Source organism: Blautia sp. AM29-29 (assembly GCF_003480555.1).
GTDB classification, from domain to species: Bacteria; Bacillota; Clostridia; order Lachnospirales; family Lachnospiraceae; genus Fusicatenibacter; species Fusicatenibacter saccharivorans.
Map to the genome: position 1 here is coordinate 121,408 of NZ_QUJD01000006.1, position 16,503 is coordinate 137,910.

The 16,503-nt window shown below is 43.2% G+C and carries 12 protein-coding genes; all 12 read right to left on the reverse strand.

Features of this window, described 5'->3' with window-relative positions; genetic code table 11:
- Positions 1–199: 199 nt before the first annotated feature.
- The 12 genes from DW769_RS06020 to DW769_RS06075 all read right to left on the reverse strand — a co-directional run bounded on the left by DW769_RS06020 (position 200) and on the right by DW769_RS06075 (position 16,487).
- The gene (locus DW769_RS06020; RefSeq protein WP_243001870.1) at positions 200–1,141 is read right to left on the reverse strand and encodes an AraC family transcriptional regulator; all 942 of its coding nucleotides are present in this window, start codon (positions 1,139–1,141) and stop codon (positions 200–202) included.
- Between the two features lie 15 nt (positions 1,142–1,156).
- Positions 1,157–1,456, reverse strand: coding sequence for a cupin domain-containing protein (locus tag DW769_RS06025; RefSeq protein ID WP_118666672.1), 300 nt, complete (start codon positions 1,454–1,456; stop codon positions 1,157–1,159).
- A gap of 236 nt (positions 1,457–1,692) precedes the next feature.
- Positions 1,693–3,546, reverse strand: coding sequence for an ABC transporter ATP-binding protein (locus DW769_RS06030; protein ID WP_118750110.1), 1,854 nt, complete (start codon positions 3,544–3,546; stop codon positions 1,693–1,695).
- A complete protein-coding gene (locus DW769_RS06035; RefSeq protein ID WP_118750111.1) occupies positions 3,539–5,860 on the reverse strand; it encodes an ABC transporter ATP-binding protein in 2,322 nt (773 codons plus the stop codon). Before DW769_RS06035 ends, DW769_RS06030 begins: the two co-directional genes overlap by 8 nt.
- A gap of 45 nt (positions 5,861–5,905) precedes the next feature.
- Complete coding sequence (locus tag DW769_RS06040) at positions 5,906–6,352, reverse strand: MarR family winged helix-turn-helix transcriptional regulator (RefSeq protein ID WP_117804436.1); 447 nt, start codon at positions 6,350–6,352, stop codon at positions 5,906–5,908.
- Positions 6,353–6,472: 120 nt separating this feature from the next.
- Positions 6,473–9,820: a DEAD/DEAH box helicase family protein gene (locus DW769_RS06045; RefSeq protein ID WP_118750112.1), complete on the reverse strand. Its 3,348-nt coding sequence runs from the start codon at positions 9,818–9,820 to the stop codon at positions 6,473–6,475.
- Positions 9,821–9,952: 132 nt separating this feature from the next.
- On the reverse strand, positions 9,953–11,041 hold the full coding sequence (locus DW769_RS06050) for a restriction endonuclease subunit S (RefSeq protein ID WP_118750113.1): 1,089 nt from the start codon (positions 11,039–11,041) through the stop codon (positions 9,953–9,955).
- Between the two features lie 29 nt (positions 11,042–11,070).
- Positions 11,071–12,039 carry a site-specific tyrosine recombinase/integron integrase gene (gene xerA, locus DW769_RS06055; protein ID WP_118750114.1) on the reverse strand — a complete coding sequence of 323 codons (969 nt, stop codon included), beginning with the start codon at positions 12,037–12,039 and terminating at the stop codon, positions 11,071–11,073.
- 48 nt (positions 12,040–12,087) lie between these two features.
- On the reverse strand, positions 12,088–13,257 hold the full coding sequence (locus DW769_RS06060) for a restriction endonuclease subunit S (protein WP_118750115.1): 1,170 nt from the start codon (positions 13,255–13,257) through the stop codon (positions 12,088–12,090).
- Between the two features lie 51 nt (positions 13,258–13,308).
- Complete coding sequence (locus tag DW769_RS06065; RefSeq protein WP_243105429.1) at positions 13,309–14,205, reverse strand: AbiJ-NTD4 domain-containing protein; 897 nt, start codon at positions 14,203–14,205, stop codon at positions 13,309–13,311.
- A 237-nt stretch (positions 14,206–14,442) separates the two neighbouring features.
- On the reverse strand, positions 14,443–14,970 hold the full coding sequence (locus tag DW769_RS06070; protein ID WP_118750117.1) for a hypothetical protein: 528 nt from the start codon (positions 14,968–14,970) through the stop codon (positions 14,443–14,445).
- Between the two features lie 14 nt (positions 14,971–14,984).
- Positions 14,985–16,487, reverse strand: coding sequence for a class I SAM-dependent DNA methyltransferase (locus tag DW769_RS06075; protein WP_118750118.1), 1,503 nt, complete (start codon positions 16,485–16,487; stop codon positions 14,985–14,987).
- Positions 16,488–16,503: the final 16 nt, after the last annotated feature.

Here is a 16,503-nt window from a genome sequence, read left to right on the forward strand (position 1 = left end):
CACATCCTCCTTAAGATGTTATTTTACAACCTGACTTTTTCACATATATCGCCTAAAAGTCTTTTGGTTGTTTTGTACATTTTTTAGGTTTTTATCCCCTCAACATGTACAAATTATAACAACATTCTTTCGTCGGTTGTGCGCATATTCGACTCTATCCTATGCATTTTCAACTATCTATAGATATTTTCACTTTGTTTCACCATCCTTCCTGTGTTTTTATGTCAAATTTCAACAAATTCTGCTCGTAATGTTCCGGTGCCCTCCGCCATTGCTGGGGCGAAACGCCGAGAATCTTTCGAAAATTACGATTAAAAGTGGATATTGTTGTGAATCCGCAGTGCAGTGCAATGTCACTTACGGAGGCATTTGTCTTTCTCAGCTCTTTGCACGCTGCCCGGATCCGAACCCAGTTGATATATTCCACCGGCGGCATCCGCATGGATTCCTGAAAAATACGGCGCAGATGTGTCTCACTGATGTGGCACACATCCGCAAGTTCTTCAATCCGGATGCTCTCGTGGAAATTTTCCCCGATATAATTGAGCGCAGGAAGAATCAGGGCAATGCTGGCATCATCCAGAATGGCATTCTTTTCCTGCGTCTCATCTTTTTCATTCCATCTCGCAATCTGCATCAGAAGCGCCCGCGTCAGCCCCTTTACTTCTTCCAGATAAAATTCCTCTTTTTCATCCATGCATTTAATAATCAGTTTGATCAGCTCCGCCACCTCAGGTCTGTCCTCATTTTTCGAGTAATGAGCTCTCTGGTTGATGCGGGAAATCAGCTTCTGTGCCATACGCGAATTATCCTTATACAGCTTTGTGATAAAGCCTTCCACATCAATAAACAGCCATGCCCAGGAGCACAGACTGTTTTCCTTTGAGTTTGTCGTATGTGGAAAGTTCTTTGGTACTACCGTAAATGCCCCCCCGTCGTACGGAATTTCTTTATCTTCCAGGACAATTGTCCCCTCACCGTAATAGCAGACGCCGATCTCCATCATATTATGAAAATGCAGGTAATCAATCTGATAACCGTAGTTCTGTACCCATTTTTCGCCCAGAAGCGCCAGCACCGGACATTTCTCCGGCGCTTCGTAGTAGCGGTATTCCATCCTGGGCTTTTTCTTTCTGCTCATGGCCGTCCGCTCCGGTTACTCTGCTTTTTTCTGAATCATCGCCAGAAAGACCAGCGGCTCTTCCCCAAGGCAGGAAATCGCATGTCCGCTGCTGTCCTCGCAGAACGTCGTCATGCCAGCCTGTACCGGATAGGTCTTGTCATTATCCTGATACATTCCCCCGCCGGATAAGATGTGGTACGTTTCTGTCTCTCCGTGATGCTCATGATACGGAAGCTCGTCGCCCGGTAAAATTGTTACTTTCGCAAATAATGTCACCTTTCCGGAAAGACGCTCGCCCTCCAGTAATTTTTCTGTTGTGTGTCTGTCTGCCATTTTTTGTTCTCACTTTCTTTTTTCTGCTGTTTATTTTACTCCAGATTGCTTAGATATTCTACCACGAAAGCAAAAAATGCCTGAACACTTAAGCTCAGGCATTCATTTTCTTTTTTGAATTGTAAATAACAACAATTCCCACTCACAGTAGGGACCAATGCTTTTATAACGGAGCCAGTGCTCTTACTTATTTTGTACAGAAATTCCGAAGATATGTCAAGTCAATTTTTCTTCTCTTACGCCACCACATCCTCGAACTGCGAATTGTAAAGATTTGCATAGAACCCGTTTGCCGCGAGCAGTTCTTCGTGATTTCCCTGCTCGATGATGTCTCCGTCTTTCATGACGAGAATCAGATCCGCATCACGAATCGTGGACAGCCGGTGGGCGATGACGAAGCTTGTTCTGCCCTTCATCAGGTTATCCATGGCTTTCTGGATCTCGATTTCGGTTCTGGTGTCGACGGATGAAGTTGCCTCGTCGAGGATCAGAATCTTGTTGTCAGCAAGGATTGCGCGTGCAATCGTCAGCAGCTGTTTCTGTCCCTGCGACACATTGCTGGCATCTTCATTCAGTTCCATCTGATAGCCGCCCGGCAGGGTCTGGATGAAGTGGTGGGCTCTTGCGGCTTTTGCTGCTGCGATGACTTCCTCATCTGTCGCATCGAGCCGGCCGTAGCGGATGTTTTCCATGATGGTTCCCTTGAACAGCCACGTATCCTGCAGGACCATACCGAAGGCATCGCGCAGCTCTCTGCGGTTGAAGTCTTTGATGTTGTGGTCGTTCAGCAGAATGGCTCCGCTGTTGACATCGTAGAAGCGCATCAGCAGTTTGACCATCGTCGTCTTTCCGGCTCCGGTCGGGCCGACGATCGCGGTTTTCTGGCCCGGTTTTACTTTGGCGCTGAAATCGTTGATGATGATCTGCTCCGGGTTGTAGCCGAAATGTACGTGGTCGAAGGTGACTTCTCCTGTCACAGTCTCGATTGCTGCCGGATTCTCGACAATCTGGTCTTCCTCTTCCTCGTTCAGGAATTCAAAGACACGCTCAGATGCCGCCGACATCGACTGTACCATGTTGATAACCTGCGCAATCTGCTGGATCGGCTGGGTAAAGTTTTTCACATACTGGATAAATGCCTGGATATCACCGATCGTGATCACGTTTTTGATCGCCAGAAGTCCGCCGGTCAATGCCACGCAGGCGTAGCCTAAATTTCCGACAAACATCATAATCGGCTGCATCATACCGGATAAAAACTGGGATTTCCATGCAGAATCGTAAAGAATATTGTTGGTTTTTTCAAACTCTTCGATCGTATCCTTCTCGCGGTTGAATGCCTTGATGACGAGATGGCCGCCGTAAACCTCCTCAACCTGACCGTTGATGTGGCCTAAATATTCCTGCTGGGCACGGAAGAATTTCTGTGATTTCTTTGTCACGAGTCCGATGAGTCCCATTGAAATCGGCAGGATCACAAGCGCGATCAGCGTCATCAATGGGGAGATACTCAGCATCATGATCAGAACACCGATGAGCGTTGCCAACGAGGTGATGATCGTCGTGATACTCTGGTTCAGTCCCTGGCCAAGCGTATCGACATCGTTTGTGATGCGTGAGAGCACTTCACCGTACGTGCGGCTCTCAAAATATTTCATCGGCATACGGTTGATCTTCTCCGAAATCTCTTTTCGAAGCTGATAGCACACCTTCTGCGTCACGCCCGTCATGATCCATCCCTGGATGAAGCTGAACAGGGCGCTCATCAGATACAGGCCAAGTACAAACAGCAGAATCGTTCCGATTCTTGCAAAATCAATGCTTCCTGTGCCCCGGATCTTTTCCATCAGTCCCTCGGACAGTGCGGTCGTAGCTTTTCCGAGAATCTTTGGTCCGGCAACGTTGAACACCGTTGAGCATGCGGCACAGATCATAACAATAAAAATCGCAATTTTATATTTTCCGATGTACTGGGCGAGCTGTTTGATCGATTTTTTCAGATCTTTCGGCTTCTCGCCCGGCTGCATGCCGCGGCCCATCCGTCCCATCGGTCCTCTTTTGCGCGGCTGCTGGTTCATTTCATTACTCATGGTCAGCCACCTCACTTTCCTTCAGTCCAAGCTCTTTCTCTGACAGCTGGGATTTCACAATCTCCTGATAAACCTCGCAGCTTCTCAGCAGTTCCTCATGCGTACCTTTTCCGACTACTTTTCCGTCATCGAGCACCAGAATCTGCTCCGCATGGAGAATCGTGCTGATCCGCTGTGCCACGATGATCACGGTGCTGTCTTTGACATTCTCCGCCAGTGCTTTTCGAAGCGCCGCATCCGTTTTCAGGTCAAGTGCAGAAAAACTGTCGTCGAAAATAAAGATTTTCGGGTCTTTTGCAATCGCACGCGCAATCGCCAGACGCTGTTTCTGTCCGCCGGACACGTTCGTTCCGCCCTGTGCAATCGCGGTTTCGTATTTGTCATCTTTTGCCTCGATAAACTCGGTTGCCTGCGCAATTGCGGCTGCCTTTTCGATCTCCGCATCCGTCGCATCGTCTTTTCCGAAGCGCAGGTTGGATGCGATCGTTCCCGAGAACAGCACACCTTTCTGCGGCACGAAACCGATCTCATCGCGCAGATCCTTCATCGTAATGTTTCGAATATCTTTTCCGTCGAGCGTAATCTTTCCGCCCGTCACATCATAGAGACGTGGGATCAGGTTGACCAGCGTCGATTTACCGCAGCCGGTGCTTCCGATGATCGCCGTCGTCTTGCCAGGCTCGGCAACGAAGTCGATGTCATGCAGCACATCCTCCTCGGCGCCCGGATAACGGAAGTTGACGTGATCGAAGCGGACAACTCCGTTGTGAACCTCCAGCTGCTCCGGATTTTTGACATCCTGAATGGAGGATTCTGTCTGAATGACTTCATCGATACGGCCGGCGGCAACAGCGGCACGCGGCAGCATGATTGACATCATTGTCAGCATCAGGAAAGACATGACGATCATCATGGCGTAGGTAATAAATGCAGTCATTGCACCGACCTGCATCGTGCCGGCATCGATTTTATGTGCACCGACCCATACGATTCCGACGGTCAGCACGTTCATAATCATCATCATACCAGGCATCATAAAGGTCATGACGCGGTTGGTGAACAGGGTTGTTTTGGTCAGTTCCTTATTCGCACCGTTGAAGCGCTCTTCCTCTTTGTCCTCTCTTCCGAACGCACGGATGACAGAGAGTCCGGTCAGGATTTCACGCGATACGAGGTTGATGTTGTCGACCAGTTTCTGCATCAGCTTAAATTTCGGCATCGCAAGGGAGACAAGCAGCATCACGTAGCCGAGAATGACGATGATCGCAAGAACAATGATCCATTCCATACCGGCTCCTGTTTTCATGACTTTCAGCACACCGCCGATGCCAAGGATCGGAGCGTAGGCAACCATTCGCAGCACCATGACGGAGACCATCTGGATCTGCTGGATATCGTTCGTGCTTCGGGTAATCAGCGATGCGGTGGAGAACTGATCCATCTCCGCATTGGAGAATCCGACAACCCGTTTGAATACTTTTTCGCGCAGATCGCGGCCGATTCCGGCGCCGACGCGGGAGGCAAACAGTCCGACGAGAACAGTTACCACACCCATCAGGAGTGCCATGCCGACCATCTTGAGGCCTGCAGTCAGAAGGTACGTTTTCTGAATCTGGTCTACATCGAGGCCCGCCGCTTTGTCTGCGGAAACTGCATACGCAATGCCCATCGATTTTACCAGGGAGCTTCCCATCGTATCAAGCGTTTTTTCCATGCTGTCGCGCATCGAGAGCACGGTGTCTTTATCCATCTGTCCGCTCTCGAGCATCGCTGCAAAGATTGGACGGACATCCACACAGGTGACTTCGACTTTGTTTCCATCGTCATCCTCTTTTTCCTGCTGGAAGCTCTTCAGCTCCACATGCATCATCTCGCCGATCTGCTCAATCGTCATGTTTTCAAACACCGACGCATCCTGACCGGTCTGCTGTGCCATGAGTTGTTTAAAGGTATCCTCCTCCATCGCACCCATCTGGTAATTCATCAGCAGTGCAACGGTCAGTGTATCGTCTGTTTCATCAAGTTCTTTTTCAGAAGCTTTGTTCCGTTCATAATAGCCGTCCTTTTTCGTATAGAGGCTTTCCCATAAATCCACCTCATCATCCGTCATGATAAACTCGGCCGTCTGAAATTCTTCCTCGGTGATCCGTTTCGGCGTAACGTGCTCGACGCCGCTGTTCTGAATGCCCACATCGATGATGTCGGATGTATACGACGGGAGCGACAAGTCGCACCACGCCTGGACAAACAGAAGCACAAGAATCACGAGAATCGATTTCCAGTACGGGATCATGTTCTTGAAAATCTTACTCATTTTTTCCCCTTTCTGTCTTTTTTTGTGTACCAGCTTGCCGGCACACTAATTCTGTCGTTTTCGGGTGTCAATTTCTTTTTCTGCGATCTCATAGATACGATCCAGATAATCAACCAGCTGATCTATATCCTCTTCCTTTAACTGTGACATCACAGAGCAGCCAAAATCCTGCATTCTGTCCCGTACCTCTTCCCCCTTTTTCCAGCCCTTCTCTGTCAGACTGATATACGTATTTCTGCGGTCTTTTTTGTCAACGCTCCGCTCTACATATCCTTTTTCTTCCAGTCCGCGCAGTGTGCGCGACACAGCCGGCGGAAGTGTTTTGGTCTTCGCCGCCAGCTCTGAGCTTGTAATTTTTCCGTTTTCTCCCATTTGCAAAATCGCACCCATAACGGAAAATTCGGAACTGCTGAGTCCCGGAATCAGGTCTGATACGTTCAGTTTTTTAAACTGGTGCACCGCACGAAACAGTTTTTCAAATGCATCCTTCATATTATCCCCCTCCTTTTTGCGCAAATGCTTAACAGTGTTATTTATTTACGTGTGTTAAATAATAACACCGGCAAATTTCCATGTCAAGAAATTTGCCGGTGTTTATGTTTTTTTTAGAATTTACGCTACCGCATTTTCGTTAATCTGATTGATTACTTTCCGAATGCCCATCCAGACTGCCAGATCTGTAAAGACTTCCGCAACACTTCCCCGATCTGTAAACGGCGCTTCCTGAAGCACGGAAAGGTCTTTCATCATTCCATTATGAACAATATATTCGATAATCTGATTCAAAAAATAAATCTGTCTGCTGTCAAAATCGGCATTCGTCAGATACTCTGAAAACGCTTCTTTAGCTGCATTCATATCGAGTCCGACAATTTCCCGGACAAATTCTCCCAAAGGTTTCGTTCCAAATTCCTGCTCATAATCCTGCTTCGTACCAATCTCATTCCAGAGAATTTTTTCCAAGCTGGCAACATCCATTTCTGTCAGCGGCTGATTTGTTCTCAGTTTCGCAATTGCAATCGTGTCCTGATGCTGCCGGATATAATACTCCGCTTTTGCTTTATAATTTTTCAGCTCATCATTTTCCAGTTCAGACTCGCGCCAGTCGATGGATAATAAGTCATCATCAAAATTGGTATTATAAAGCAATTTCGTTTTTAGAATATATTTCATCAAATCCCGTAATCTTTCCCGGATTTCTTCGAATTCATTGATTCCCGCATTCGCAATATAATCTGTATGCAGAATTTGCCCAATCAGATCTGACTGTGCCTGAATTTCCGGAACATTCGCAACGTTTGCAATACCAGCTACTCTTTTCATAAGATCACTGCGGGCCCGTGTATATTTTTTTCCAATCAAATATGCCAGTTCAATTCCATACATCAATGCATCAAAACGAACTGCACTTGCCTCATCTTTATCCGGAAGAATTAACGGTGCCACTTCTTCACGCACAAGCAACGTATCTTCATAGGTAAGAACATTATAGTTTTTTTCATCCGAGTACAAATCTACATATTTCAGATGCTGCCTTACCGCAAAATTATCTCTCGGCAGCTCCCGCACCTTTTCTGTCATCTGTTTTACCAGCGCATCACGGTACGCAATCAGTCTGTCCACCTGATAGGAAATATCCTGCAGTTTGTAGGCAATATCAAATTTCAAATTAAATATTGCTCCCTGCAAAGCAATCATATTTGCAGTTGCCTTCCCTTTATTCATTCGGAAAAACTCAAAGTTTCCACAAAAGTCAAAAATATAAAACTTCTGCTTATCCTCGCCATCCAGCAAGCCCGGGCAGAGTCGTGTTCCACGTCCAATCATCTGCCAGAATTTCGCCTTACTCATCACCTTTTTGAAAAACACCAGGTTCAGCACCTCCGGCACATCAATACCGGTATCCAGCATATCCACAGAGATTGCAATTTGAGGCATTTTTTTCGCATCTGAAAATTCATCAATTGCGCTTTGTGCATACTCAATTTTATTATCAATCACTTTTGCATAGTCATCTGGATACTGTGGATATTCCTTTCGAAAAACTCTGAGTATTTCTTCGGCATGCTTGTGCTTTTTCGCGAAAATAATTGTTTTTCCAAGCTTCTGCCCATAATCAATCTTGATGCCATTCGTCATCAGAATATGCAATACCTGTTTTATGGTATCTTCATTAAAAATCCAGGTATTTAACGCGGAGGAACTGATTGACTCCGGCAGATTTCCGTTCTCGTCTTCGAATGTTGCCTCATACGTTTCTTTGTCTTCCTCCGACAATTCATCATACACAATTCCCTGTTCGATGAATTTCAATCGCGATTCCACCGAAACATAATCTACAAGATAACCGTCTTTTACCGCCTGCGCCAGATCATATCCATACGTCGGAACGCCGTTTTCCAGTTCAAAGACTTCATACGTATTTTTATCAATTTCATCTTTTGGCGTTGCAGTGAGTCCTACCAGCGGCGCATCGAAATAATTAAAAATATCCCGATACTTATTGTAAATTGATCTATGCGCCTCATCACAGATCACCAGATCAAAATGGCCGCAGGTAAACAGTTTTCCCTCGCTGTCATGAACTGTATCAATACAATTGATCATTGTCTGGTACGTAGAGAAAACACAGTGCGCATTGTAGTTATCCTTTTCTTCAACCAAATTGGTACAGGACAAATTCGGCAGCAGATTCACAAAACTTCGTTTTGCCTGCGTAACAAGCGAATTCCGGTCTGCCAGGAAAAGAACATTTTTTATCCAGCCTGTCTTTAATAATACATCGCACAGTGCAATCACCGTTCGCGTCTTGCCAGAACCAGTCGCCATGACAAGCAGCGCTTTCCTGCGATTCTTTTCATCAAAACTGCGGCACACTGCTTTTATGGCAGCTTCCTGGTAATAGCGTCCCGCAATATTTTTGTCCACGGTAATATGCTTCAGACTTGTGCGCATAGACCGCAAATTAAACCACTTTTCCAGATCTCTCTTCGAATAAATCACAGAACATTTTCGCTCCGGATACTGGCCATCAATAATACGCGTGTCAAATCCATTTGTAAGAAAGACAACGGGACGTCTTTTGTATATTTTTTCCAGCAGATCCGCATACAGTTTTGCCTGCTGTCTTCCCTTGGAAACGTCTACGCAGGTACGCTTTGCTTCAATTACCGCGAGTGGTCGGTGCATATCATCATAAAGGACATAATCAGCAAAACCAACCTCCGATTTATTCGGCATTCCCGGAATTTCCACCTCATTGAGCCAGTCTCTGCCTTCTACCCAGCCTGCTTCTGTCAGCATGGAATCGATATAAAGTTTTCGCGTCTGATACTCGGACAGTTCCAGCGGTTTGGGAACATACGTCTGCTGCTGTTCCTGACGGCGTGCGGACAGTTCTTCCCGCAGAGAAGCATTTTCTGCACTCAGTTTTTTCAGATCAAGCTCCTGCTGTGCCGCTTTCTCCTGTTCTTTCTCCAGAGCTTCTTTTGCTGCCTTCGCATCTTCTTTCGACTTTTTCGCTTTCTCTATCCGTGCTATGATCAATGTTTTGTCGAAGGCTCTCCGCTGATACTGGTCGGAATAGCAGTATGCAATATAATCGAGATAAATAAAAAGATTTTCCAGGCAAAGCATCGCTTCATCCCGTCCCAGTTTTCTGCTGCTGTGTGCCGCATTATTTCCGCTCCGCCGAATATAATCCATCCGCTTCCACAAATCCGGCCCGATTGTCTGGCGATAATCCTCACTGTTCATCAGACTCTGCAGGTTGTCCTGGTACGGCATCTCGAGCGCATTATCCACAGAATACATCCATTTCACCGCAAACTCCATCGCCCGCCGGCTGTTCAAAATACTGGCCTCCGGGTCGAGTAAAATGATTTTTTCTGCGGACACGGCAGCATCGGCAAAGGCGGAAAATTTAGGTTCTTTTTTCAAATAATCAAAATTCGTAGCCATGCGCACCTCCCCCTAATTTCTGTCAAAGCGGATATTCGCAATCCGCTTCGCTATTTGCTTGATTCGGTTAAAATAGTTTCCCATCTTTCTGTTATTTGTATTTTAGCACACTATTTCTTTATATGTGAGCACTTATCTCAGCTTCTTCAATTTTGATTTGTTGACTTGTGCCTTAAATAAAACAAACTCCTCTTGTTTGGGTAACGGCGGCATCAATACCGGCAATGCTCGCAGCTGCGTCATATTAATACTTGCGATTCCCGTTGTCTGTTTTGCACATCCCAGAAAATAGCGTTTTGATCGTTGATGCTGAAGGTACTCTGCAAAAAATTCAGGAAGTATCATAGATTCATCCAATCTCACTCGGAAAATATGGTTCTGGTGTATACAGTTCTCAAGCGGCTCTTTTATAATCGCACCGCGTCCCACTTTATCTGGATCGCCACCCTCAGTCATAAGTACATCGTCCGCAAGCAATCGATATTGCTCAATCTCCTGTTGTGTTGCTTCTATTGTTTTCACCGTTGTCCAGTCTATATAACCATCTTTTACATTGGATACAGCCATGTATGGAACTTCAGTCAAATCTTCAGCCTTTGTTTTTCTTCCTTTCGTGATACCAGAAACAACATCTGCCATGCTCTCCAATTTTGCTTCTGGCCATCCTTTGGAATTCAAATACATGTCTCCAAACATCTCGACAAATCGGGCTTTGATCAAATCATCCAATTGCTGCAGTTCTTGTTGCCGAAATTCTACAATACTTTCTATCTTTGAAAGAATATATGCAATGTCTGCTTGTTTTTCAACAGTTGGAAATGGAATTACTGTATTATCAAAATCTTTTTTGACAATATGTTTCATTGTAGCACCATGGGTTTTTAATTCCATTTCTTTCAGCTTGTATTTAACCGCAAACACGAAATACTGTTTATTCACTTCACACTTATCAAATACAACTTTGAAAATATGTTGATTTAAAAGACCTTTTCCTCGATTCCAAATATATACACCCAAGCTAGCTGACCACGAAATTAAAACATCTCCATCATTAATTTCAATTTTTTCAGGATACTTTCCATCATAAAAGCCTAAATCATAAGCATTACCTGTAAGATCTTGTATTCTAATGATCGGAAGACCTGTGCTGCCTCGATCTTCTGGTTTGAATGCATATCCATTTATGTAGGTAGCGATATCGCCTAATCGTTTTTGTTCCATCTACCTCATCCCTGCAAATCCGAATTTGCTCAGGACAAATATTTCTGATGAGCTGTTTTCACATTGTTTTGATTGACCATTGCATACTTCATAGTTGTATCTATCTGAGAATGACCGAGGATTTTTTGTACTTGTTCGATTGGCATTCCTTTGTCGATTGCTCTTGTAGCCATTGATCGGCGGAATTTATGTGGATGAATCCTTTCCAGGTTTAATTTTCGTCCGAGTTTTCGAAGTCTTATCTCCACTCCACTGATTTTCAGTCGATCATATGGTGCATCTAAGGTCACAAATAGAGCTGAATTGTTGTCTGTTCTATTATCTATGTATTCTTTTAAGTGAACTTTAGCTTTGGCATCAAAATAAACTCTACGTTCTTTGTCACCCTTTCCATAAACGATGCATTCACGCCCCTCAAAATCAATATCATCAATATTAAGATTCACCAATTCGCCTACGCGTATGCCCGTGGAATATAATAGATCAATAATTGCTAAATCTCTTTTTTCTTTGCAGTTGTCTCTGAGTTTTTCGATTCCTTCATCTGAAATAATGTTTTTAACAACGGTCTTTGTCCGGATTTTATGGATTCTCCTCATAGGGCTCTTTAAAATATAGTCTTCCTCTTCTAGCCAGGAAAAGAAGCTGGAAATGTTACGGCGAACATTATCTATCGTTACATTCGAACAGTGATTCCATTGTTGATATGCCGATAGGTATTCACGTATCTCTTCCGTTGTCACTTTACGGACGTTTGTTTCAATTTTAGACAGCAAATGCTGAACGGTTGTCTGATAATAACTTATTGTACGTTCCGAACATCCTTCTATTCGCTTAGCTGCGAGAAACATATTTAGAAATTCATCATTCGAGATGTCCGTTTTCACTGCTTCATTTTCTGCAAATGTTTTCAGAATCACCTCTTGTAACTTTTTCATCTGTGGAATAGACAAATATTCCGACATTTCATTTAATACTGTTACGATTTTCTCATCCATGCTGGTACTCCTCTCTTAAGTACCAGCATCCTACAACCATTCGTAATCTTATCCAAAATATTCTTGCATCAAAGAATCAAATAATAACTGTGTTTCATCTAATGCTTTTTGTACTGCAACTTTTGATTTGTAGACTTGTTCACAAAACGTATCAAACTCAATCTGAAGATCCATAGGTGGCACAAAAGCCTCCAAACTATTAATCATATTTGTATATAGTCCAGCCTGTGCAGCCGCATGTGAACAATGATCAATATCATTCTGAATTGCTTCGCTTCTTAATAAATTTATCAAGAAATTACTTGTAACCATTTCTTTATTAGGTTTAATCAATGCCACACTACGCGCCATGCTAAACTCACCCATTATTTCTGAAACTAATGTACATTTTCCTATTGTAGCCCCTACGCATACCAGAAGCAAATCATCCTTTTCCGGATTACATCTTTTATATATTTTTTCATGGATTTCTCGTGGAACAAAAGATGTTTCAGATAAATCAATTTCACCTTCTTTTGTAATATTACGAGCCATGAAATAGAGATATCCTTCGCCTTCATCTACTCTTGGGACTGTGCCATGTTCTCCATCTGTAATCTTTGTACTAATGTCCTTGAATGTGCATTTTTCCCATCCATACTCATTAGTCTTTATATCACCAAACATCTCGACAAATCGGGCTTTCATCAGCTCATTTAAATTCATAAGCTCTTGTTTTCGTTGTTCTATAATAATCCTCGTTTTATCAATTATCCTTGAAACTTCATACTGTTTTTCAATTGATATCTCTGGTATTTTCAAATTTGCAAGTGTATCAATTTTTATACCCTTAATTGTTGCGCCACGTGCTTGGGAATTTAGATATTGACTTTTTCCAATCAAACACTTGCAAAGATACTCTTTACACCATCTAGTTTCATCTATTCCAATCAGAGAAACAATATCTTGACTGGTAGACATATCAACTAAATTAATGGCTACTTTCCCCACTCCAACACGTGTTCCTATCATTATGGAATTTGCCGGAACAATTTTGGCTGCACTTTGTTTAATAGCTTCTTCTGTAATCCAATTTACTGCGTCACTTCCATCGATTCCCAAACCCTTTAAAGCTACTGTTGTGATCCACGGAATATCTCCATCGAAAAATTTTTGATTATTTTTGGATGGTGTTCCTCCAGATTGAAAATCACATATTTCTCCTAGCCTAACATACATACATTTATCCCACAAATCCGAATTTGATAATTCGAATAGTCCTTTCTTTACTCATTTCGCCTCTAGTGCTATTAAATAATTGACAAAAGCAGAACAAACCACCAGCATATACTTCGCTTCTTCGAACGTAGAATTCTTTCCTCCTACATTTTTTGCATGTCGAATTCCACTTGCATCACTGGTATATCCATATAATGAGCTGTATGCCGCTTTTAATGCCGGATGTATTTTAATTCCTTTATCTTCTAATTTTTTCAACATGCTTCCAAGCGTGGCCTCTTTTCCTCCCGTTGAAGTTAATATTTCACAAATAGCCTCGACTGCGCTTATACTTTCTTTTATTGAATTTTCATAATCCGGATTTTCTCTATCTGCTAACAAAGTATTTGCCTTAGCAATATGTTCTCGCACCGGCTGATACTTATTTTCTAGCGCTTCTCGTATGGCTGATACCTCATGTTTATCACTAATAGGCACTATTTTTTCGTCTATAAATCTATAACCTATGTATTCTCTTTCAAAAATCGAATTTACATAATCAAATAAAGAGTTATCTGTATATCCAACATACTTATTATAATAGCTAGGATTGCTGCCTTTCAAATAAACATCCCAATATTGAACAATAGCTTCTGTTAATGTTAGCACATCATCATATTCATCATTTAACATCGTATTGTTAATCAATTTAAAAATTTCAGTATCCTTATATATTTTCTGTGAATTAACCGGTTCTGCGTATATTTCACCAAGCACAAATTTGAAAAAATTTTGTGTATTTCTTCCGCTATAACCGTACTTTAACTCCTCGCTATATATGTCCCCATATAATTCACTGATCAAGTTTTGCAATTGTATTCTTGTCCTTTGATCAAATTTTTTCAATTGAATCTCTACGCTTTCTGGTTTAATTCCATTTCTATCAGAAAATCCCCCACGTTTACTCACTCTAGGCAATTTGGTCCCCTCCTATTCCAATAATTTCTCCAGCTCATCCATCTCTTTCCCTATCTCCTGCTCCAACTGACGGATGTCTGCCCTGATCGGTTCCGCCGTGTTCGATCTTAGTAAAGATCAGGATCGTCGTAGATGCTCCTGATTCCAAAACAATTTTTTTCACCACTTGACAACAAACGTATTTTTATGTAGTATAAACATCAAGAAATGGGTTTTCACCGTACAGTCTTATGACTCAAGCGGGCTGCTCGTTTCTTTTTTTATTCCTAAAAAATCGTACAAGTACTTTTTCCCATCCGCATCATGGCGTACCAGCATCCTGGTGAAAAAAATATTGTGTCGAATAAGTTCACCATTCTTATCATCGTATACAGGTAAAGCAAAACGGACATCGTACCTGTACCATCCCAATTTAGCATCTTTTGCATGTTTCTTCTTTACATTTTCCGAATATTCCCTATTTGATGCAATCTGAATCAACTCCGGGATTCCCTGCACCGCATTTGCTTTCGCTTTTGCCACAGCACCCTTTAATGCAATTCTACTTTCCGAACCAGCATATTCATCTGGAAAACTGCTGGATATAAATATCTTTTCAGATGTCTCGGAAATTTCAAAAAATTCCCCAACATACTCTTTTAAATACTGCTCCACACTTTCCCAATCCTCACGTTTTTTCCCTTTAAAACGGACATCATGAATCAAAACAATTTTTCTGCCCTCAAGGTCCGTAACAATACTTACGTTTCTCGTCATCAGTGCCCTTCTTTCTATAAATTCAACAATTTCTCCAGCTCATCCATCTCTTTCCCAATCTCCCGTTCCAACTCGCGAATATTTGCCATAATTTCCGATGTCGGCGGATATTCCACCGGGATATATTCTACCTCTTTGTATTTGTTAATGCTGAGATCATACCCATTCTCTACAATCTCTTTTTTCGGAACCAGGAAAGATTTGTCCGTGCGTTTTCTGTCCACTTCCTGATCGAGATATTTAAATCGCTCTATGATATCCGGAATATCATTTTCCGCAATTGGTGACCGTTTGTCATCCAGGGTGAGGCCATCGGCGGTCATGTCGTAGAACCAGACCTGATCGGTTCCGCCATGTTCGGTTTTGGTGAAGATCAGGATCGCCGTGGATACTCCCGCGTAAGGCTTAAATACACCGGATGGCATGGAAACAACTGCTTCCAGTCTCTGGTTTTCTACGATTTCTTTTCGAATTGCCTTGTGCGCCGTGGACGACCCAAATAAAACTCCATCTGGTACAATGCAGGCACAGCGGCCGCCGATTTTCAGCATCCGCAGAAATAATGCCAGGAATAACAGTTCTGTTTTTTTCGTCTTGCACACTTTCAGCAAATCACCGGATACGGACTCTGCGTCAAGGCTCCCTTTAAATGGAGGGTTTGCCAGAATAAGCGTATATTTATCTTTGTCGCCATTCTGATCAGATAAACTGTCTCTATACTCAATGAATGGATTGTCAATTCCATGTGTCATCATATTCATCGCGCCGATACGAAGCATCGTTCGATCCATATCGTATCCATGGAACATATGATTCATGTAGTGATCTTTTTTCTGTTTATCAAAAAAGATTTCTTCTTTTTTTGTTTCTTTTAAATACTCTCCTGCTGCAACCAGAAAACCAGAAGTTCCGCAGGCCGGATCGCAGATCATTTCACTGCTGGATGGATCCATCATTTCCACCATCATACGAATAATGTGGCGAGGTGTTCTAAACTGACCGTTGCGGCCGGACTGAGCAATTTTCGAAAGAAGATATTCATACACATCTCCCCGTACATCGGTTGCCTGAATTTCGCTCATCATTTTATAAATTTCGTCCAGCGAGTCTACCACCTTCGACAGCACCAGCGGTGTCGGCAGTTTAAAGATTGCGTCATCCATGTATTTAGAATACGCACTGTTTTTGTCACTATGCAATGTCTTAATGAACGGAAATACCCACTCCTGCATCACAGAATACATCCGATCAGCAGGAAAGTCGTGAAAGACCGACCATTTCAGCTGCGATCCGTCAATCGTTCTTTCTCCTATTTTTACTTCTTCCACGAAAATACTCTGATACGACAGACCAAGCATGGCGCTCTCTTTGGCACGAATATTATCGGAGTCGTCCAGATCATGAATAAACATCAAATAGGTGATCTGCTCAATGACTTCCAGCGGATTTACAAGGCCTCCCGCCGCGAAAATATCCCACAATGCATCAATTTTATTTTTTAATTCACCAGTAATCATCCTTTCAACTTCTCCT

Coding starts and splice junctions, on each gene's coding strand:
- DW769_RS06040 (WP_117804436.1), bottom strand. CDS start 6,352: ATGAAGGATGCATTTGAAAAACTGTTTCGTGCGGTGCACCAGTTTAAA.
- DW769_RS06045 (WP_118750112.1), bottom strand. CDS start 9,820: ATGGCTACGAATTTTGATTATTTGAAAAAAGAACCTAAATTTTCCGCC.
- DW769_RS06050 (WP_118750113.1), bottom strand. CDS start 11,041: ATGGAACAAAAACGATTAGGCGATATCGCTACCTACATAAATGGATAT.
- DW769_RS06025 (WP_118666672.1), bottom strand. CDS start 1,456: ATGGCAGACAGACACACAACAGAAAAATTACTGGAGGGCGAGCGTCTT.
- DW769_RS06070 (WP_118750117.1), bottom strand. CDS start 14,970: ATGACGAGAAACGTAAGTATTGTTACGGACCTTGAGGGCAGAAAAATT.
- DW769_RS06060 (WP_118750115.1), bottom strand. CDS start 13,257: ATGTATGTTAGGCTAGGAGAAATATGTGATTTTCAATCTGGAGGAACA.
- DW769_RS06020 (WP_243001870.1), bottom strand. CDS start 1,141: ATGAGCAGAAAGAAAAAGCCCAGGATGGAATACCGCTACTACGAAGCG.
- xerA (WP_118750114.1), bottom strand. CDS start 12,039: ATGGATGAGAAAATCGTAACAGTATTAAATGAAATGTCGGAATATTTG.
- DW769_RS06030 (WP_118750110.1), bottom strand. CDS start 3,546: ATGAGTAATGAAATGAACCAGCAGCCGCGCAAAAGAGGACCGATGGGA.
- DW769_RS06035 (WP_118750111.1), bottom strand. CDS start 5,860: ATGAGTAAGATTTTCAAGAACATGATCCCGTACTGGAAATCGATTCTC.
- DW769_RS06075 (WP_118750118.1), bottom strand. CDS start 16,487: ATGATTACTGGTGAATTAAAAAATAAAATTGATGCATTGTGGGATATT.